17 protein-coding genes are annotated in these 18,423 nt (G+C 45.4%); 2 read left to right on the top strand and 15 right to left on the bottom strand.

The annotated features are described in order from the left end of the window. Positions 1–14: 14 nt before the first annotated feature. Complete coding sequence (locus DXA13_RS05605; RefSeq protein ID WP_118242318.1) at positions 15–446, bottom strand: hypothetical protein; 432 nt, start codon at positions 444–446, stop codon at positions 15–17. Positions 447–599: 153 nt separating this feature from the next. On the opposite strand from DXA13_RS05605, the gene DXA13_RS05600 reads away from it, so the two are divergent. Together DXA13_RS05600 and DXA13_RS05595 are read left to right on the top strand one after the other, a co-directional pair. After that, positions 600–1,625, top strand: a complete 1,026-nt coding sequence (locus DXA13_RS05600) for a zinc-ribbon domain-containing protein (RefSeq protein ID WP_118242316.1) — start codon at positions 600–602, stop codon at positions 1,623–1,625. Between the two features lie 55 nt (positions 1,626–1,680). Then, entirely contained in the window at positions 1,681–3,894 is a 2,214-nt protein-coding gene (locus tag DXA13_RS05595; RefSeq protein ID WP_118242314.1) for a YARHG domain-containing protein, read from the top strand. A 118-nt stretch (positions 3,895–4,012) separates the two neighbouring features. Here the strand turns inward: DXA13_RS05595 and DXA13_RS05590 are convergent, their stop codons facing one another. From DXA13_RS05590 to DXA13_RS05525, 14 genes are all read right to left on the bottom strand, one after another. Next, the gene (locus tag DXA13_RS05590; RefSeq protein ID WP_118242312.1) at positions 4,013–4,390 is read right to left on the bottom strand and encodes a RidA family protein; all 378 of its coding nucleotides are present in this window, start codon (positions 4,388–4,390) and stop codon (positions 4,013–4,015) included. Next, positions 4,390–5,994 carry a D-aminoacylase gene (locus DXA13_RS05585; protein ID WP_118242310.1) on the bottom strand — a complete coding sequence of 535 codons (1,605 nt, stop codon included), beginning with the start codon at positions 5,992–5,994 and terminating at the stop codon, positions 4,390–4,392. Before DXA13_RS05585 ends, DXA13_RS05590 begins: the two co-directional genes overlap by 1 nt. Positions 5,995–6,091: 97 nt before the next feature. Then, complete coding sequence (locus DXA13_RS05580) at positions 6,092–7,573, bottom strand: sodium:solute symporter family protein (RefSeq protein WP_118242308.1); 1,482 nt, start codon at positions 7,571–7,573, stop codon at positions 6,092–6,094. Between the two features lie 29 nt (positions 7,574–7,602). Next, positions 7,603–8,787 (bottom strand): YgeY family selenium metabolism-linked hydrolase, encoded by a 1,185-nt coding sequence (locus DXA13_RS05575; protein WP_118242529.1) that lies wholly within the window; start codon positions 8,785–8,787, stop codon positions 7,603–7,605. Between the two features lie 41 nt (positions 8,788–8,828). Beyond that, positions 8,829–10,031, bottom strand: a complete 1,203-nt coding sequence (gene dpaL, locus DXA13_RS05570) for a diaminopropionate ammonia-lyase (RefSeq protein WP_118242306.1) — start codon at positions 10,029–10,031, stop codon at positions 8,829–8,831. A gap of 321 nt (positions 10,032–10,352) precedes the next feature. Beyond that, positions 10,353–11,537, bottom strand: a complete 1,185-nt coding sequence (locus DXA13_RS05565) for a sigma 54-interacting transcriptional regulator (RefSeq protein ID WP_243008993.1) — start codon at positions 11,535–11,537, stop codon at positions 10,353–10,355. Positions 11,538–11,563: 26 nt separating this feature from the next. Further along, the gene (locus DXA13_RS21555) at positions 11,564–12,136 is read right to left on the bottom strand and encodes a GAF domain-containing protein (protein WP_243008992.1); all 573 of its coding nucleotides are present in this window, start codon (positions 12,134–12,136) and stop codon (positions 11,564–11,566) included. Between the two features lie 328 nt (positions 12,137–12,464). After that, positions 12,465–12,824 carry a hypothetical protein gene (locus tag DXA13_RS05560; protein WP_118242303.1) on the bottom strand — a complete coding sequence of 120 codons (360 nt, stop codon included), beginning with the start codon at positions 12,822–12,824 and terminating at the stop codon, positions 12,465–12,467. Between the two features lie 313 nt (positions 12,825–13,137). Beyond that, entirely contained in the window at positions 13,138–13,917 is a 780-nt protein-coding gene (locus DXA13_RS05550) for an amino acid ABC transporter ATP-binding protein (RefSeq protein ID WP_118242299.1), read from the bottom strand. An 11-nt stretch (positions 13,918–13,928) separates the two neighbouring features. After that, positions 13,929–14,564, bottom strand: a complete 636-nt coding sequence (locus DXA13_RS05545) for an amino acid ABC transporter permease (protein WP_118242527.1) — start codon at positions 14,562–14,564, stop codon at positions 13,929–13,931. Between the two features lie 66 nt (positions 14,565–14,630). Continuing rightward, the gene (locus tag DXA13_RS05540; RefSeq protein WP_118242298.1) at positions 14,631–15,533 is read right to left on the bottom strand and encodes an amino acid ABC transporter substrate-binding protein; all 903 of its coding nucleotides are present in this window, start codon (positions 15,531–15,533) and stop codon (positions 14,631–14,633) included. A 94-nt stretch (positions 15,534–15,627) separates the two neighbouring features. After that, positions 15,628–16,329 carry a YjjG family noncanonical pyrimidine nucleotidase gene (locus tag DXA13_RS05535; protein WP_347559718.1) on the bottom strand — a complete coding sequence of 234 codons (702 nt, stop codon included), beginning with the start codon at positions 16,327–16,329 and terminating at the stop codon, positions 15,628–15,630. A 35-nt stretch (positions 16,330–16,364) separates the two neighbouring features. Then, a complete protein-coding gene (locus DXA13_RS05530; RefSeq protein ID WP_118242297.1) occupies positions 16,365–17,648 on the bottom strand; it encodes a dihydroorotase in 1,284 nt (427 codons plus the stop codon). Next, a complete protein-coding gene (locus DXA13_RS05525) occupies positions 17,645–18,361 on the bottom strand; it encodes an MBL fold metallo-hydrolase (RefSeq protein ID WP_118242296.1) in 717 nt (238 codons plus the stop codon). Before DXA13_RS05525 ends, DXA13_RS05530 begins: the two co-directional genes overlap by 4 nt. Positions 18,362–18,423: the final 62 nt, after the last annotated feature.

The following is an 18,423-nucleotide window of genomic DNA, read 5'->3' as shown; positions in this document are numbered from 1 at the left end:
TACTCCCCTCCGTTTCATTTTGTCTGCTGTGCGTCTGTAATTTTAATTACCTTAACATCTGCTGCATTTCCGTCTTTTATTTCACCTGTATAAGTCAGTGTTACCTCAATGCCGATCAGAAGTCCGTCTTTCAGCTCCACCTTGGCATCTTCCTTTGAAAATGCCAGTTCCTCACCGTCATCCGTCTTTATAATAATAGAATTCATTGCTGCATCAATTACGGTCCCCGTAATCTTTTTTTCGTTCTTTTCATCTGCGTCCGCGCTTTCGGACTCACTCTCTTCTGTAGATACTGATGTCATTTCCGGCTCTTTTGTTTCTGTTTCTGCTGCTGCCTTCGTAGTTTCCACTGTAGTTTCTGTTTCTGTTACAGCCGTTTCTTTATTTTTCTGTCCGCAGGCAGTAATCATCAGAACTGCAATTACGGCTATCATCCATTTTTTCATAATTTTTTATACCTCGTTTCTTTTTTCTATTTGTACTGTACCATTTCTCTCTTTTTCTGTCCACAATATCACAGAAATTTCAATAATTCCTTATATTTACTCTATTACCCTAAAATGGTATACTTTACTTAATGAAAGAATGGGAGGATCATTATGTTTTGCAGCAACTGCGGGAAGCAGATTCCCGATCACGTCAGCTTCTGCCCCTTCTGCGGGGCGGAGAATAAACCGCCTTCCCGGCGGAATAACAGCACTCAAATACTTCTGCTCATTGTCGGGATCGCTTTGTTCCTTATTATATTGATCACGGCCGCCGTACTGATTCTGCCAAAGTTTGCAGGAACAGCAGCAACGCCTCCCACAGTGATACGGGAAACAGATTCGTTAATACAGGAAGAAGACACGGCAGCGCTGCCGGAACCGAGTACGGAAATACCGGAAGTTTCCGCCGGAGAGGCGATTATGGAAGAAACGGTTCAGCCGTCAGAAACCGTTCCTATCGGGGAAATACTGCCGTCGGATTTGATGAATGCATACAACGCCGTCATGCAGTATCCACAGTTTGCAGTAAAAAGAGCCGGAGACAATTACATGGCATGGCATATCTCTGCCAGTAATTACTATGACCCGCAGTGGGCGCCTAATCCGTCCGGCATCATAGACCACGGAAATTATTATGAAATAACCAACAGCTTCATAACTGTTCCGGTCATTTTTCCGGCCAGCTTTGTCAGCCAATTAGTACCCGGCTATTTGGTTACCGCCACAACGGTTGACACAAATAATACCGTTTCTACAGATACGTTTCGCGTGCTGGCTTTTAATGAAGAATATAACTATTACTCCCTTTCCAGCACAGATGACGAATATGAAGATTCCTGGCTACACCCACAGCCTGACGGAACGGCATACATTAATTTTGAAGATGGTATCCTCTATACAAACACCATTTACTATGGAAGCCTCTATTTCAGCAAAGACTGTAAAGTCTACAATACGGAAGGCTTTGATTCCCCTCATCCTCCGATTACCGTTCAGGAATACGTGACTAAGGAACAGGACTTTGGGATCAACAGTTACGAATACGGAAAGCACCGTGATACAATTTCATTTTTTGGATATCCGATTTTTGACTCTAGCGGTTTTATTGTTGAGTACGCCGAGCAGTTCACCTCTTGAGTTCAAATAAAAAATTTATATACGATTATAGGGAAACGATGAAAGGAATACGATTATGTTTTGTAAAGAATGCGGGAAGCAAATTCCAGATCAAGTAAAGTTCTGCCCTTACTGCGGTGCAGAAACGCAGCCGGCTGCTCCGAAAAATAAGCAGCCGCTTCCACCGTCAAATTCTCCTAAGTGTCAGAGAAAAAAGCCTGTTTTTCTAATCATAGGCCTAGCTGTATTCTTCCTGATTGCCGTCATAGCGGCTGCAGCGCTGATTCTGCCCAAGCTCCTGGGGAAAAAATCAGTATCCAGTCCAGAGTCTCCTGAGACGGTCGCAGAAGCACAGGTCAGTACCGCTGCCGATCCATCGTCTTCTGAAATAAGCGACACGGACGCAGCAGAGGATTCAAAAGCCGCAAATGTAATACCGCCAAATTCAGCCGAGGATGACGGCAATCTGTTCGGCAATTCGCATTGCTACGCCCGAGTAGTATCTGACGGCACCTATCTCTATTTCCGCAACGCGCTGGATAAGGAACGGACTTACTGGATCAAAAAGGGCGATACGACAGCATATCCTTTTTCCGATGTCTATATGAAAGATCTTCATTTTAAAGACGGGTGGATCTATTACAGCAGGACCACGGAAGGTGATATCGCTGCCGGAACGAGGGATAATAATATTTACCGCCTCAGAACGGACGCAAGCGGCAATACGAATCTGACTAACCTGGCTTTCGACAACCCGCAGAGCTGGCTCAGTTTTGAGACTATGGCAGGAGGCCGCTGTTTCTTCGTCTACACGGACGGAAACGGAAAGAGCGTAGATATTGGTTTCGTTCCTGAAAATGGAGGTTCCGTCACATTTCTGGCCCGTACGCCGGCCGCAAACGTGGTAGACAACCCGTGTATCAATGTAATTGGAAACAATGTTTATTACTTGGCGAAGGACGGCCTGCACTGCGTGGATATCAATACCATGGCTGATACTATAGTCATACCGGGATTTTCCTGTGAAGAATATATCATCTATGACGGCGTGATCTACTTCTGGACGGGCGAGCGGCAGGGGGAACCTCACGCAAAGCTGAGCAGCATAAAGCTGGACAATACGGACAGAAAAGACCTGTTTGTCCCTAATAACAGGCTTGGATTTTCTACAGAATCCATGCAGTTCAGTATCTACCAGGGAAATATTTACTTTATCCTTATTACCAGTTATGCAGAAGAAAAAACCTATGGCCGCCTTTATAAGATTAACTTGGACGGCAGTGACTGCCTGCAGCTTATGGACGATATCAGCTGGTTCAATATCATAGATGACACCTTATATTACCGCTACATTGATACAGTAAATTCCTCTGATGTTATTTATCAGTATGCGCCTTATTACTATGCACCGTTCCAGTCGGTGGAGAGCGGAAACGGCACTGATTCCAGCAACCAGCTTTTTAATACAGAACCTTTTAAGTCAGATTCATCCGAATCCTTTGTATCTGCACAATTTATCCTTCCTGACAGCGATAAACGCATATTAACAGAATATGATATATCTGGTTTAAGTGAAGATCAAATACGCCTTGCCAGAAATGAAATATATGCACGTCACGGAAGAAAATTTACCAGCCAGGACTTAAATGAATACTTCTCGGGCCAGCCCTGGTATCAAGGAACAATAGAGGCAGCAGCGTTTAATGACAACTCACTGAACGAATATGAAAGAGCTAATATTAATATTCTTCAAAGTCATGAATCATCACCAGACAAAAGCGTCATTGATCGGTACGGTTATAAGAATGGAGTTTCTGTCTTAAGTTTTTTCACTCACCCAGGTATTGAGGACTGCGGCACCTATTATAAGGTTCAGGCTGATTATTACGAGGGAGTCACCATACCTGCCGCCACCTTAAAGAAATTAAAACCCGGAGATACTCTACAGCTTCCTTCCAATAAGCTTACTGGTGAAATGTTTACTGTAACTTACTGCCAGTCCGGCGATACTGCGTGGCTTGATGGTGGAAACCAGTACTATCTTCCAAAACCCAGCACGTTTGCTTCACTGAACGGTGATATTACTCTGTATCAGGACAGCGAAGACCGAACCGAATGCCTTGTGCATAAGGGAGAATTATACGTTCTTAAAACTGCCATTGCAGGTGAATCGATTACAGATGATTATCGTCAAGTATCGGCCCGGGAATTTCAGTATGATCATTACTTTAATAACGTTACCTTTGATTCTCGGGGGTATGTAACCCGGCTGGTAACCGATGGTGATTAATTCGCTATCAAAATAATTATTTCCAATCGTTTTATTTAGAAAGGCAAAAAAATCCTTTCCCGCAATCTGGCCGCCGCCTGAAAGCAGGAAAGGATTTTTTTGCCTTTATCTGTGCTTTTTAAACTTCTGCAATGCACTCAATCTCAACAAGTCCGCCAAGAGGAAGCTTAGCCACCTGGAAGCAGGAACGTGCAGGGAAGTCTCCGCCGAAGTAGGATTCATAAATCTTGTTCACAGCTGCGAAATCATTCATGTCTGCCAGGAAAATTGTCGTCTTTACAATCTTCTTGTAGCCGCTTCCAGCCTCTTCCAGAATTGCCCCCAGATTCTTCATGGAGCAGTGCGCCTGAGCCTCTACGCCTTCAGGAAGCTTTCCGATGGATACATCAATTCCCAGCTGACCGGAACAGTATACCATTCCGTTTGATTTAATTGCCTGTACGTACGGACCGACTGCGCCTGGTGCCTTGTTTGTTGAAATCACTTCTCTTGCCATTATTTAACTACCTCTTTTCCTTTCTTTCTCAATACTACGCCGTTTCTTCTTCCGGTATGTTTTCCTTTTTCAACCGTAACATCACCGTTGATAATCACGTATTCGATTCCTTCCGGATACTGGATCGGGTCGGTAAACGTTCCCTTGTCGATAACCGTCTCAGGATTGAAGATACAGATATCTGCATAGTTACCTTCTGCCAGCTCTCCTCTGCCTGTCATGTTAAATGTCGTCGCCGGTTTCTTTGTCATCTTATAAACGGCTTCTTCCAGTGTCAGTGCCTTGTCTTCACGAACGTATTTGCCCAGGATTCTCGGGAACGCTCCAAATACCCTCGGATGTGGCTTTCCACCCAGAAGACCGTCGGTACAAGCATTCATTTCCGGACGTTTCATAAAGAGCTGTACGTGTTCTTCTGTACCGTAGAAGTCCACCATTCCTACTGCATTTTCTTCTTCCAGAAGCAGATCGAAAGTCGCTTCATAGGGATCTTTGCCGCGCAGCGCGCCTAACTGTGTCAGGCTTAATCCTACGGCGTCTGCGTTCTTTTCATGCTTCACGCTGGTTACGAAGATCTGGTCCAGACCTGCGAACTCTACGAAGTTATCCCAACCTGGAATTCCGTGTTCAATGTCATAAACCATTCTCTTTCTCAGCTCCGGATCAGCGAGTCGCTTCAATACATTGTCCGTTCCGCCGTCGTGAACCCATGGAGGAAGGATAACGCCAAGCATAGTACTTCCTGCGACGTATGGATACTGGTCAAAGGAAACCTTAATGCCTTCTGCCTGCGCTTTTTCCAGAAGCTCTACTACTTTATCAATTTTATCCCAGTTCTTCTTTCCGCATACCTTAAAGTGAGAATAATGGATCTTTACGCCTGATTCGCGTCCGATTTTAATAACCTCTTCCATGGAATCCAGGATCGTATCCGCCTCGCTTCTCTGATGGATGACGAAGCTGCCGTCGTACTCAGCTACAACCTTGCACATCTCGATAATTTCTTTCGATTCGGAATATGCACACGGCATATAGATCAATCCGGTAGAAAGTCCTACTGCGCCTGCTTCCATTTCTCTTCTCGTAATCTGGCGCATCTTTTCCAATTCTTCGTCGTTAGGTAGTCTGTTTTCCAGTCCCATTGCTTCCATACGGATATTTCCGTGAGGAACGAGGTAGCATTCATTCAGGCCAGGTTTTACTTCGTCGATCATTTTCAGATAGTTTTCTGTCGTTTCATAATTCCAGTCAATATCATCAGAATCGCCGTCAAGTCCTGCCAGGTTCTTTCTCCATGGGCTGATGTACTGCTTTGGAAGAGGAGCCATGGAAATACCGTCCTGACCGAGAATTTCTGTCGTAATTCCCTGCATGACCTTAGGCATAATTTCAGGATTTACCAGAATCTGAAGATCACTGTGGCTGTGTGTGTCGATGAAGCCAGGGGCCACTGCAAGGCCCTCTGCGTCAATCACTTCTGCTCCGTCTGCTGCTTCCACTTCACCGATTTTTACAATTTTATCATCTTCGATCAATAAATCTGCCTTAAACCCAGGTTTCCCGCTTCCATCTACAATAAAACCATTCTTAATTAATTTTTTCATATCCAATCACCTCATAATGATAGTTATTTGCTTAATTCCCCTCATAGTGACCTGCTTTTACCATGCAGTGATAATTTCCCGTGCTGTTTTTTACCAATTATACTTCTTCGTCGAACTGAATCTCCGGAGCTGCCGGTACACCCTTTGCTCGTTCCATTTTAGAAACTGCAAAGATAACGATAAATGCTGCAATTCCGCCAGGAACCATTGCGCTCAGTCCCCAAGGTGTGTTAAGGCCGTAAATCCAGATTGCCGCTACGATCGTGCCTGTAACGATGGAAGCAAATCCTGCTCTCTGAGTAACGTTCTTGTAGAAAATACCACAGATAAATGCCGCGAACGGGCCTGCGCTTCTCAGTGCGAAGGCGCCCATCATAACGCTGATAACGTTGGAAGCTACAAGTGCGATGAAAAGACCTACAACGCCTACGACTACCATCGTAACTCTGGAAATCCAAACTTCTTTTTTATCGTCTTTTTCGCCCTTATTGATGTAAGGAACGAAAACGTCATTTGTAAACATAGTTGCCGTACCGATCATATTACCAGAAGCACTGCTCATGGTTGCCGCAACGATTGCCGCAAGAACGAGACCTGCTACGATAGACGGTGCGAAACGGATTGTTGCTTCTGCAAGAGCGTTCTTCTGAGCGCCGCCGAGAACATAACCGTCAATACATGCATAAGCGATCAAACCGATGAATGCCGGAACGATTGCATAAGCTGCTGAAACAACACCCGCGATACAGGAACCTGTCATAGCTGCTTTTCCGTCTTTTGCGGAACAGTAGGTCTGAACGATTTCCTGTCCTGTCGGGAATGTCATGTAGTACATTGCGATGTAACCGAAAATTGTTGTAAAACCAACCTTCGTCATGCTGAGAAGGTTCAGGTCTTCACCCTGCGGTCCTGTAACTGTTCTGGCTTTGTCGAAAAGTCCTGCGAAGCCGCCCACCTGCGGGTTGCCAAGCATGATAAACAAGGCGATTGTCATACCTACCGTAATGAAGAATACGTGCATCAGGTTGGCTGCCGTAACGGATTTGAAACCGCCGACCATGGTATAGATGATAACAACGATCGTTGTAATGATTGCTGCGATTTTAAACTCAAATCCCGTAACTACGTTAATTACGGAAGCCGTTGCGATAATCTGCGCCCCTGTTGCCATGAACAGAGCTGCAATCGATGTAAATGCCGTAAAAATGTGAGAAGCCTTGCCGTAACGTTTGCTGATAATCTCAGGTACGGTATTGGCCTGTGCTTTTCTGAAATAAGGAGCGATAAAGGAAACCAAAACGAATCCGATACCGGCTGCAATTACGTACCATGCTGCGGATAAGCCGTATGTATAAACGTTAGTCGCGATACCTGTCGTACTGGCACCGCCTGTATTGGCCGCGAACAGCGTTCCTGCCAGAACAACCGGTCCTAGGGATTTGCTGGCCATCAGGAAGTCGTCGTTACTCTGTTTTGCTTCTTTTGATTTCTTTCTGCTGGATACAAAAAGTCCTAACGCAACAGTCGCCGCCATGTAAAGCAGAATAATAACTAAAGCCGTAATCTGTGTACTGTTCATATAATTCCCCTCCTATTTATCCTCTACCATTATTTTAATAAAGCTTTCATAACCCCATAATAACAGTCTGTAATTTTAGCCAGCTGGTCGATTTCAATATATTCGTTCACCGTATGCGCCAGATTCTCTCTGGATGGCCCGAGGCCGAATGTCTTGATTCCCGCCTCGCCTGCGTAATGACTGCCGTTGGTACAGAAATTGTACTGTGTGATTTCAGGAGCATAACCCATGTCTTTTAACTCTCCTAACACTGCCTGAACGAAATCAGAGTTCTCGTCATACAGCCAGCCTGGGAAGAACCGCTCTCCCTCGATCTCATTGCCTGTGTGGCATCTCTCTTTTCCTACTGCATAAGAAGCTTTTACCTTGAGCTGAGGATCTTCTGCCATCAGTTTGTCAAGCAGCTTCTGAATCGGCTCCAGTACGCTTTCTTTTGTTTCGCCTACCAGAAGACGTCTGTCATATGTAGCGCGGCAGTATTCCGGAACTACGGAAGCACCAGGATATGGAGAAGACTTGATATCGGTCAGCTCCAGAATTCCGTCTCCAAGCACAGGGTGATGTGTCGGAACAAGTGTACGGATCGCCTCAATTACTTTTGCCATCTTATAAACAGCATTTACTCCTTTTTCAGGATTGGCTGAATGGCACGGAACTCCAAATGTCTCCAGAACGATTTCTGCACGGCCCCTCTGACCGATCTTCAGATTCAGCTGGGAAGCCTCGCCGATAACAACATAATCCGGCTGAACGGCTTTGCTGATCGCCCTCGCTGCCACGCCTTCAAAGCACTCCTCGTGTACAACGCCTGCAACATAAATCTCACCTGCAAAATCTCTGTCTGTATCTTTTGCAAAGTTCGCTGCCGCGCAGGTCATTGCGGAAACAGCTCCTTTCATGTCGCTCGTTCCTCTTCCGTAAATCTTTCCGTCGTGGATCTCTGCAGCGAAAGGAGGATACTGCCATTCTTTTTCTTCCGTCACCGGAACGGTATCGATATGGCCGTCAAAAAGTACTTTTTTCCCTGGCTTTTTACCTTTGATACATCCGATAATATTTCCGTAGTGATCGATGGTAACCTCGTCGAACCCCATAGCTTCCATATTTTCCTTTAATACCTTTACAACCCCCTGCTCTTCTCCGGAATAACTTCTTTCCCTGATTGTTTTCTGGCACAGGCTTACTACCGCTTCTTCTCTCTCTTTATTCAACATCTCTTCCACGCCTCCTGAAATATTTATTAAAAGACTTCTCTTTATTTCCCGCTGGGATACTTTCCATCCCATACAACAGCTCTGTAGTTCTCTTTATCCGTATCTCCCTCTGTACTGAAGAACAGGACTTTTGCATTCTCATCCAGCTTTAACTTTTCTCTCAAGTCTGCCAGATCCGGATTTGTCATGATCTCGGCCACACATCCGACTCCTGCTGCTCCGCTTTCGCCGGAAACGACTTTTCCGTCTTCTCCTGCCGGATTTCCAAGGACTCTCATACCCTTAGCTGCAGTATAGTCCGGACAGGAAATAAAGTTGTCTGCATAGCTTCTCAAAACGTTCCATCCAATGCTGCACGGCTCTCCGCATGCCAGGCCAGCCATAATCGTATTCATATCACCTGTCACAAAATGGAGTTCTCCGTCATCCGCTTCTGCCGTACGGAACAGGCAGTCCGCCTTATTTGGTTCAACGATTGTAATAATCGGTTTTTCTTTGCCGTATACACTGGCGAAGAAGCCTGTAATCGCTCCTGCCATGGATCCGACGCCTGCCTGTAGGAAAATATGGGTTGGTTTCTCAGGAAGCTGCTCCTTTGCCTCAAATCCCATGGTTCCATATCCCTGCATAATCCATGTCGGGATATCTTCATATCCCTCCCAGGCCGTATCCTGTACCATGACCCAGCCGTTTTTTTCTGCCTGGCTGTTTGCCAGCCTTACTGCCTCGTCATAATTCAAATCGGTAATCGAAGCGTCCGCGCCTTCTGCCTTAATATTTTTAAGCCGCTCTTCTGCACTTCCCTTTGGCATATATACAACGGAATGCTGCTTCAGCTGATTGGCCGTCCATGCAACACCTCTTCCGTGATTTCCGTCTGTTGCCGTAACGAATGTAATCTCGCCCAGCTTTTCTCTTACCTCGTCGGAGATCATTTTCTCATATGGCAGTTCGCTGATCTCCATTCCCAGCTTCTTTGCCAGATAGCTGCCGATTGCGTAACTTCCGCCCAAAACCTTAAATGCGTTTAAACCAAAACGGTAAGATTCATCTTTTACATACATGGCCCCAAGTCCAAGTTCTTTCGCTGTCTCAGGAAGAGCAGCTAATGGTGTTTTTTTATAAATTGGGAAGCTGGCGTGAAACTGCTGTACCTTTTTTGCTTCTTCCATTCCCAGGAAATCAACATTATATTTATCTTCCCTGTCGTGTTTTAACTGGACAAGTTTGAATTCCTCTTTCATATTAGTCCCCTTTCTTTTTTTGTTGTCTGCATTATTAAAAAGCAATCACTGTGCCAGGTGCACTTATCTTTTTAAATTTTTCTTTTTGAGTTGTCACAAACAACGAATTTCCTGTATTTTTTATAGTTTTTTTATTTATTATTTTCTTTTATTCACTTATGTTTCATACCTGTTTTAATTATTTTCTTTCCTTCATTAATTCTCAATACGAGAATTTTTCTTATTTTGAGAATCTTTTTTCTCACAATGAGAAAAAGGCAGAGCGCCGTCTGCTCTGCCTTTTCCTATCTATTCGATACTGTCTGTCCGTTGCTGTCTGTTCTATGACTTCTGAACCTCTTCCAGTTTTCTGTAAAGAGTGGCCAATCCGATTCCAAGCGCTTTGGCCGCTTCCTTTTTCCCTTTTGTATCCTCACCAAACCGAAGCAGCGCCGATACCAGCGCCCGCTTCTCCAACTCCTTCAGGGGAAGGACTTCCTCCTGTGAAGGCGGTTCCGTCTTCTTTGCCCTTCCCGATTCCTGCACATCCGAAGAACCGGCTTCTTCATCCTGTTCAAAAAAGTCCCTCGGCAAAGTCGCCAGATCCAGTATTCCATCTTCTCCGATCATATTTACCATGAACTCAATTGTATTTTCCAGTTCCCTGACATTTCCAAGCCACCTGTGATTTTTCAGAGCCTCCATCGCGCTGTCCTCGATGCGGACCAGTCTTTTCCCGAAAAGTCCCACATACCTCTCTGCAAAAAAACAGGTCAGATCTTCAATATCCTCTTTTCTTTCCCTCAGAGGTGCGATTTTTAACGGAATTACATTCAGACGGTAATACAGATCCTCCCTGAATTTGTTATCATTAATCATGCCTCTCAGATCTTTATTTGTAGCCGCGATTACCCGGACATCAATGGGAATCACCTGATTCGAGCCGATTCTCGTAATTTTCCGCTCCTGAAGCACTCTCAGCAGCTTGGCCTGAAGATACAGGGGCATATCCCCGATTTCATCCAGAAAAATAATTCCGTGATTTGCCAGTTCAAATTTTCCGATTCTTCCGTTTGGATCCGCACCGGTAAACGCTCCCTTAACATAGCCGAACAATTCCGATTCCAGAAGCGGTTCCGGAATTGCTGCGCAGTTAATTGCAATAAAGCGCTTATCGCTTCTGTCACTGGCTCTCCATATAGAGGTTGCCACCATCTCTTTTCCGGTCCCGCTTTCTCCCGTGATCAGAACAGTCGACGTACTTTTTGCCACTTTACCGATCTCCTGCTTCAGTTCCTGGGTCTTTCTGCTGCTTCCGATCATCTCGGCCACATTCAGGGTAGCTGTCATCTCATAAACTTTATTGTGCAGATTTTTATTATCAGTGAAAATAAAAATTCGGGAGTAACGGTCCATTGCCTGCTCCAATTCATAGACCTGACCCATTACCTGATAATGTTTTTCTTCAATCTGAAGCTTATACTCTGTCTGATGGTTGATCCTGTCTCCTGTATCTTCAATCTGCACCCGCAGCCCTTCCGGCCTTTTCAGTTTCAGCTGCTTTTCTGCTGCGGCATTTGCATGGTGATCATATTTTTTTCTCCAAGAATCAGAATCCCCTGCTCCATCCGGTTAATCGTACATTCCAATGCCGACATCAGCGCTTCCCTTTTCTGGCTTTCCAGCACTTCCGCCGCCTTGGACGTAATAAAGTCCGTAATCTGCCCGATCAGTTCCAGATAAATTCTCTCATCGTTCAGAATCATCTGCTTTTGTTCCGGCGTACTGCCCACCAGTCCGATGATGCCGATAATTCTGTTTTCCAGCCGGATCGGCATGGATATTTCTATCTCTTCCCCGCACTTTCCTTTTCTGGGGCAGTTTTGGCAAAGCGCCGCCTCCCCCGGATGATAGATTACCTGAGGCCGCCCTGTCTCTAAAATATGGCGGTACACGTACGCTTCGTCTGACATATCTTCATTCACATGATTCTCAAAGGGGCCTGTCCCTGCTACACGGAACAGGTTCTCATCCACAACCTCTACATTGACCCCTGCCACCTTCGACATAATATCCGCATACTTCGCTACCGTCTCCTGAATTTCTACCAAAATACTCGTCTTCAACTTACCTGCTTCCCCCGTTCGCCTGTACCAGGCGTTATGATAATTTCAGGGTCAAAAGGCCGGAAATCAGGGGCAAGCCAGCTTGCACGAGGATTTTTGACCTAGGAACCCTACCACAATTTTGATTGTAGTATATCAATCCGCAACTTCCTTGTCAAACGCCAAAGTGAAGAACCAGGCGGGTGTTCCACTTCATGAGCAGTGTGACGGCGATGGGGCCAACTCATGCCGGGCCATCCCGGAAATTTCTTTTTAGAATAGAAAAAAGCCGCTAACTTCTTGCTCGATCGTTAGCAGCTCAAAAAAACCATTGTTAATAAAATTGTTATTAATTAATCGTCACCTTAAACCGGCAGTCTTCAGCTCCACCTAATACTGTATGTATTGTTTCAACTTGTATGTCTTTGTCCGGCAGCAAATCCTTTAAAATATATAAAATACTGTTCCTTGAGCATTCACAATGAGACACTTCTGTTACCTCGCCAGATAAAACCTCATCGCAAACACATTCAGGATATCCTATTTCATAGATATGTCCCGGCTCAATTATTCTCGCAATGAGCATTTCTGTGTTGCCGTATTTTTTATACTGCTCATCTAAGTCGCATCCACATTCTTCAAACTGCGCACGCTGAATGGGTAAAACCGTGTCCTTCACACAATCAATTGCTTTTTTCTTATAGTCCAATCGTAATTCCTCCTTTGCAAATACTGATTTGCTTAAATAGAATATACGAAAAGTCACCAACTATCAATAGCAATGAATTAAAATCCAATAATTTCCATTTTCCCTTCTTTGGTAAGATGTTTGCATCCGGTAATTCTACCTTCTTTTTAACTGCCCGCCGCGTGGAAAACAATAACCTGTATATTCCGCCCACATGTCACCGTCTTCAATAAAAATGCTCCCTCCTAAGCGACAAGTTCTTACTATTTTACTTATCTGCCCGAAAGGGAGTATATCTCTTTTACAACCGTCTAATTTTTCAACTTATTCTTAATCAGTGGTTCAGCATTTCCCCGTATCTTCCAAGGAAGGCCTGCGTTCTTTCATTGTTCGAAGCAAACACCGTTTCAGGGGTTCCCTCTTCCACGATCACCCCGTCGGCCATAAAAATGACCCTGTCGGAAATATCCCTGGCGAATGCCATCTCGTGTGTAACGATAACCATTGTTATATGAAGGTCCGCCAGCGAACGGATCACCTTCAGAACTTCACCTGTCAGTTCGGGATCGAGGGCTGACGTCGGCTCGTCAAAAAACAGGATTTTCGGATTCAGGGCGAGCGCCCGGGCAATCGCCACACGCTGGCACTGGCCGCCGGAAAGCTGGCACGGATATGCGTCGGCCTTATCCTCCAGTCCCATCTTTCTAAGAAGCTCTAATGCATCCGCTCTGGCTTCCTCCCTGCCTTTTTTCTGTACGTGGATCGGAGCATCCATGATATTTTTCAGAACAGAGTAATGAGGGAACAGGTGAAAGCTTTGAAAAACCAGGCCATAACTTTTCTGTATTTCCTTGAGCTTATCCTTTTTCGCGTAAACAGCCCTGTCCCTTCCTGCAGTACCGTCTGTCCAGGCTGCTTTCTCACCCAGATAGATAATTTCGCCGCTGTCGATCGTCTCCAGCATGGTGGCGCAGCGCAGCAGCGTGGATTTTCCCGACCCGGAGGGTCCGATAATTGATACGATCTCTCCTTCTTCCACTCTAAGGGAGATGTCCTTGATTACATCCAGCTTGTCAAAGGACTTCTGAATATGATTCATTTCCAGCAAATACATAGTAATCCCCCCTATTGATAGTAAGAAAGCTTCTTCTCCGCCTGCTCCATGGCAACGGCAACAAGAAGGTTGAAAATATAGTAAAAAAGGCCTGCCGCTATGAAAGGAGTCATACTTGCCTGAGAACTCGCCAGCTGTTTGGCAATTGTAAACATTTCCAGCACGCTAATCGTAAACGCCAGAGATGTATCCTTTACCAGTGTTATTACCTCGTTCGTAACGGACGGAAGGATCCGCTTAATAACCTGAGGCAGAATAATTTTAAAAAAGGTCTGTCCTCTGCTGTAGCCCAGCAGTTTTGCCGCTTCGTACTGGCCTACCGGCATGGACTGGATTCCGCTCCTGTATATCTCTGCAAAATATGCCGCATAGTTTATGACAAAGCCAATAAATGTAGCCCATAGGCGATAACTGTTCGTCACTTTGATGTGAAAGATATAGTACGGACCAAAATACACGACCATAAGCTGAAGCATTAAAGGAGTTCCGCGCATAATGGAAATATATGCTTTCGTAATAAAGCTGAGGACCGGATTCTTTGACATCCTTCCAAAGGATATCACTAAGCCCAAAGGCAGGGAAAACAGCAGCGTTACGACGAAAATCTGTATGCTCACTCCCATGCCTGCCATCAGCTGCGGCATCATAGCCGCTGTTTTTGATACGAATTCAGATATAATTTCCATTATGCATTCTCCTATGAAACAAACGGTTTATTTTCCGATTGTTGTAATATCCGTACTGAACCATTTTTCAGAGATTGTTTTCATTGTTCCGTCAGCCGCCATTTCTTCCAGCGTCTTCTGAACCTTGTCTCTGAGTTCCGTATTGCCTAACTTAAATCCAACTGCATATGTTTCAGAAGAAAGTACGTCGTCAAGCACAACTGCATCCGACTCTCTTAAAGTCAGCTGATAATTGGCAACAATACTGTCCATTGCGATCGCTTCAACCGTTCCCATCTCCAAATCCATAAAAGCCTGGTTATAATTCGGAGTAGTCTGCAGCGTACCAAATGTTTCTGTCAGTTCCGGTTTTTCTTTAAGTGCTGCCTCTGCGGAAGAATCTACCTGCACTTCAACAATTTTTCCTGCCAGATCATCGATACCGGCAATTCCTGAATCCTTAGATACGACAAATACCTGATCATTCTTCATGTAAGGTTCGGTCCAAGTATATTTGTCTTCACGTCCTGTCATGGTAAAACCGTTCCAGATACAGTCGATCGTGCCGGATTCCAGTTCCATGTCCTTAGCGTCCCATGCGATTGGCTGAGCTACGAAGGTCATGCCAAGCCTGTCCGCAACTTCTGCTGCAAGGTCCAGGTCAAAGCCTACATATGTACCGTCGTCTGCCTTAAATCCCATCGGCGGAAAATCTGCATCGAATCCAACTGTAAAGGTTCCGCCTTCAGAATTTCCTTCTGCCGCCTCTGTCTCCTCAGCCGCCTTTTCTCCTTTTGCCTTATCCTCCGCTGATTCATCTGCCTTCTCTGTTTCTGCAGCTGTTTCAGCCTTCGTCTCTGCCGCCGTTGTCTCTTTCGCCGGCTTTGAGCAGCCTGCCACTGCAGCTGCTACTGTCATTGCCAGTAATACACCTAAAACTTTCTTTTTCATAATAAATATCCTCCTCATTTTTGCATGTTACCATAGTAGCATAGTAAAGTTTTTTTGTAAAGAGAAAGATGCTTTACTGCAAAAAGTGCCGAAATCAAAGGATATTTTTCAAGTCCATCAGATCTTTCACCTCGTAGTCCACACGTACGCCTTCCGGTAAATCAGACTTCTCTCCGCCTTCCGGATGATACCAGCATGTGTCCGTCCCTGCGGCACATCCTCCCTTGATATCCGATGTCAGAGAATCGCCGATAATTATCATATCCCCCGGCATATAACCAGGCATTCTGGAAAAGCAGTATTCAAAAAATTCTTTCTGAGGTTTCTGGCTGCCTGCATCCTCCGACACAAAAATATCCTTAAAATACGGTTTCAATCCCGACAGTCCAAGGCGTTTATGCTGTGTTGCAGACACCCCGTTTGTCACCACGTAAAGCGGATATTTTTCCGAAAGATACTGACAGATTTCCAGGGCGCCAGGAAGAAGAAATGCGCCCTGATCCAGCTGATCCCGATACAGTTTCTCAGCAGGGATTCCATCCGCCTGAACTCCAAGCTCTCCAAAAAACAGGGAAAACCTGGTATCCATGATCTGCTGTTTCGGAATCTCTCCCCTTTCAAAGCTCTTCCAGAGACTTTGATTAATTCTATGGTATACTTCTTCTTTTTCCGCTGAAGGCTCGACACCGTAAGCCTTCATAACTTCTCTTACCCCCAGAACTTCTGCCTTGTTAAAGTCCAGAAGAGTTCCGTCTATATCCATCAGCACTGCCTGATATTTTTTTCTCTCCATCATACCTTCTCCTGTAAAATCAGCTGCCTCGCTCATCCTTAGTCTTGATATACAATTTTACCGCCGCATATGGTGTATTTTACCTTACCGGAAAGCTCCCATCCGGTAAACGGGCTGTTTTCGGCTTTCGACCTGTAATCTCCTGCTGTCCAGCACTCTTCCGGATCAAAAATAACCAGATCGGCATCTGCTCCCTCTGCCAGATATCCTTTATCAAGGCGATAGAGCTTAGCCGGGTTCAGGCTCATCTTCTCAACCAGCTGGAGGACGGACAAATGGCCCTTTTTCACCAGTTCAGTTATACCAAGAGACAGCGCTGTCTCCAATCCTGTAATACCGCTGGGAGCCTCTGTCAGCTGTTTGGACTTCTCTTCTTTACTGTGAGGCGCATGGTCCGTAGCAATTATGTCAATAGTACCGTCTTTTAATCCTTCTATCAGTATTTCCCTGTCTTTTTTTGTCCTGAGAGGCGGATTCATTTTAGCCAGCGCGCCATACTTCAGAACCGCTTCTTCATCCAAAGTAAAATGGTGGGGAGTGACCTCTGCCGTTACATCAGCTCCTAAAGATTTTGCAAGAGCAACCATTTTTACGGAATTTCCCGAACTGATATGCTGAATATTAACAGATGCACCGGTATGAAGCGCAATCATGCAGTCCCTGGCAACCAGAGAATCCTCAGCCAGAGAAGGAGAACCATAAATTCCCAGCTGATCCGATACCGTCCCATGGTTGATGCCGTTATTCTTAATAAATGCAGGATCTTCTTCGTGAAAGCTCAGCGGAACGTCCAGCCTGACTGCTTCTTCCATAGCCTGTTTTACCAGAGATACGTCCATAAGGGGAATGCCGTCGTCCGTAAAGCCTGCTGCTCCCCGCGCCTTCAGTTCTTCCATATCCGTCAGTTCCTGCCCTTTGAGCCCCTTGGATATCGCTGCTGCCGCAAGAACATTGATCCCGGTCTCTTTTCCTCTGGCAATTACATATTCCAGGGTTTTTACATTGTCAACGGCCGGCCTGGTGTTGGCCATACATACAACTGTCGTATAGCCGCCTCTGGCTGCCGCCTCTGCGCCAGTGATGATATCCTCTTTATATGTGAGACCCGGATCACGGAAATGTACATGAACATCGATCAGTCCCGGCGCCACGACCATCCCTTCTGCATCGATTACCTGGTGAAAAGCGCTCTCTTCTGTTCCGTCCGGCAACACTCCAGGTTCACATACCGCCTTGATTTTTCCTCCATCCAGGATAATATTCATCCTGCAGTTCATCCCACTCTTCGGATCTGCCACATGTCCGTTCTTAATTAAAATCATACCAGTTTTCCTCCCTGTATTTCGAAGCTGTCACCATCTTCTTTGATATCCGCTATTCTGCTGCGGTACCGCTCTGAACACGGCATTTCCTTCAGCCTTTGAATAACGGAAAAATCACCCCAGCAGTGCATGGGGAAAATCACCTCTGCATCTGCATATTTCATAAATTCGTCAATTCCCAGATAAAAGTAATCCTCCTGCCTGCCGTCCAGAGGAATAAATGCCACATCGATCTTTTCTTTTGCAATACGCCCGATTTCGTTGCGGTAAATACGTTCCATCTTTTCATTCCAGCTGTCCGGTTCTCCCTCCCAGTGCCAGTTATTCAGGTCTCCCGCATGATAAATCGCGAGTCCGTCACACCGGATCAGAAATGCTATACCTTCATCCGTAGATTTTAAGGTTTTTACCATCACGCCGGGCGATACCTCCTCTTCCACGTGAGATTTCAGAAATACCGTCCGTTCCATCAGGTGTTCCGGTACCCGTTTCTTCCAGATATCGCTGGAAAGTACGAAAACGGTCTGTGGATGCTTATCTGCCAGTTCAAATATCACCGGAGAAAAATGATCGCCATGACGGTGACTTGCAAATACAAAAAGAGGCTTATCCGGGCTTAATTCCGGTATCTTTCCCTCATAATAATCAAACAAAAGGTATCTCCCTTTTGTTTCAGCCAAAAAAGAACTGTGATGAATATACGTAACTCTCATAAAGACCTCCTATTTCAACGCCCGCTCTCCAGTTGGATTTTATTTGCAATATTTTGCGACTT

This window comes from Clostridium sp. AM58-1XD, assembly GCF_003464085.1.
Taxonomy (GTDB): domain Bacteria; phylum Bacillota; class Clostridia; order Lachnospirales; family Lachnospiraceae; genus Lachnoclostridium_A.
The sequence above is the reverse complement of the archived record's forward strand: the minus strand, read 5'-3'. Positions and strand labels throughout refer to the sequence as shown.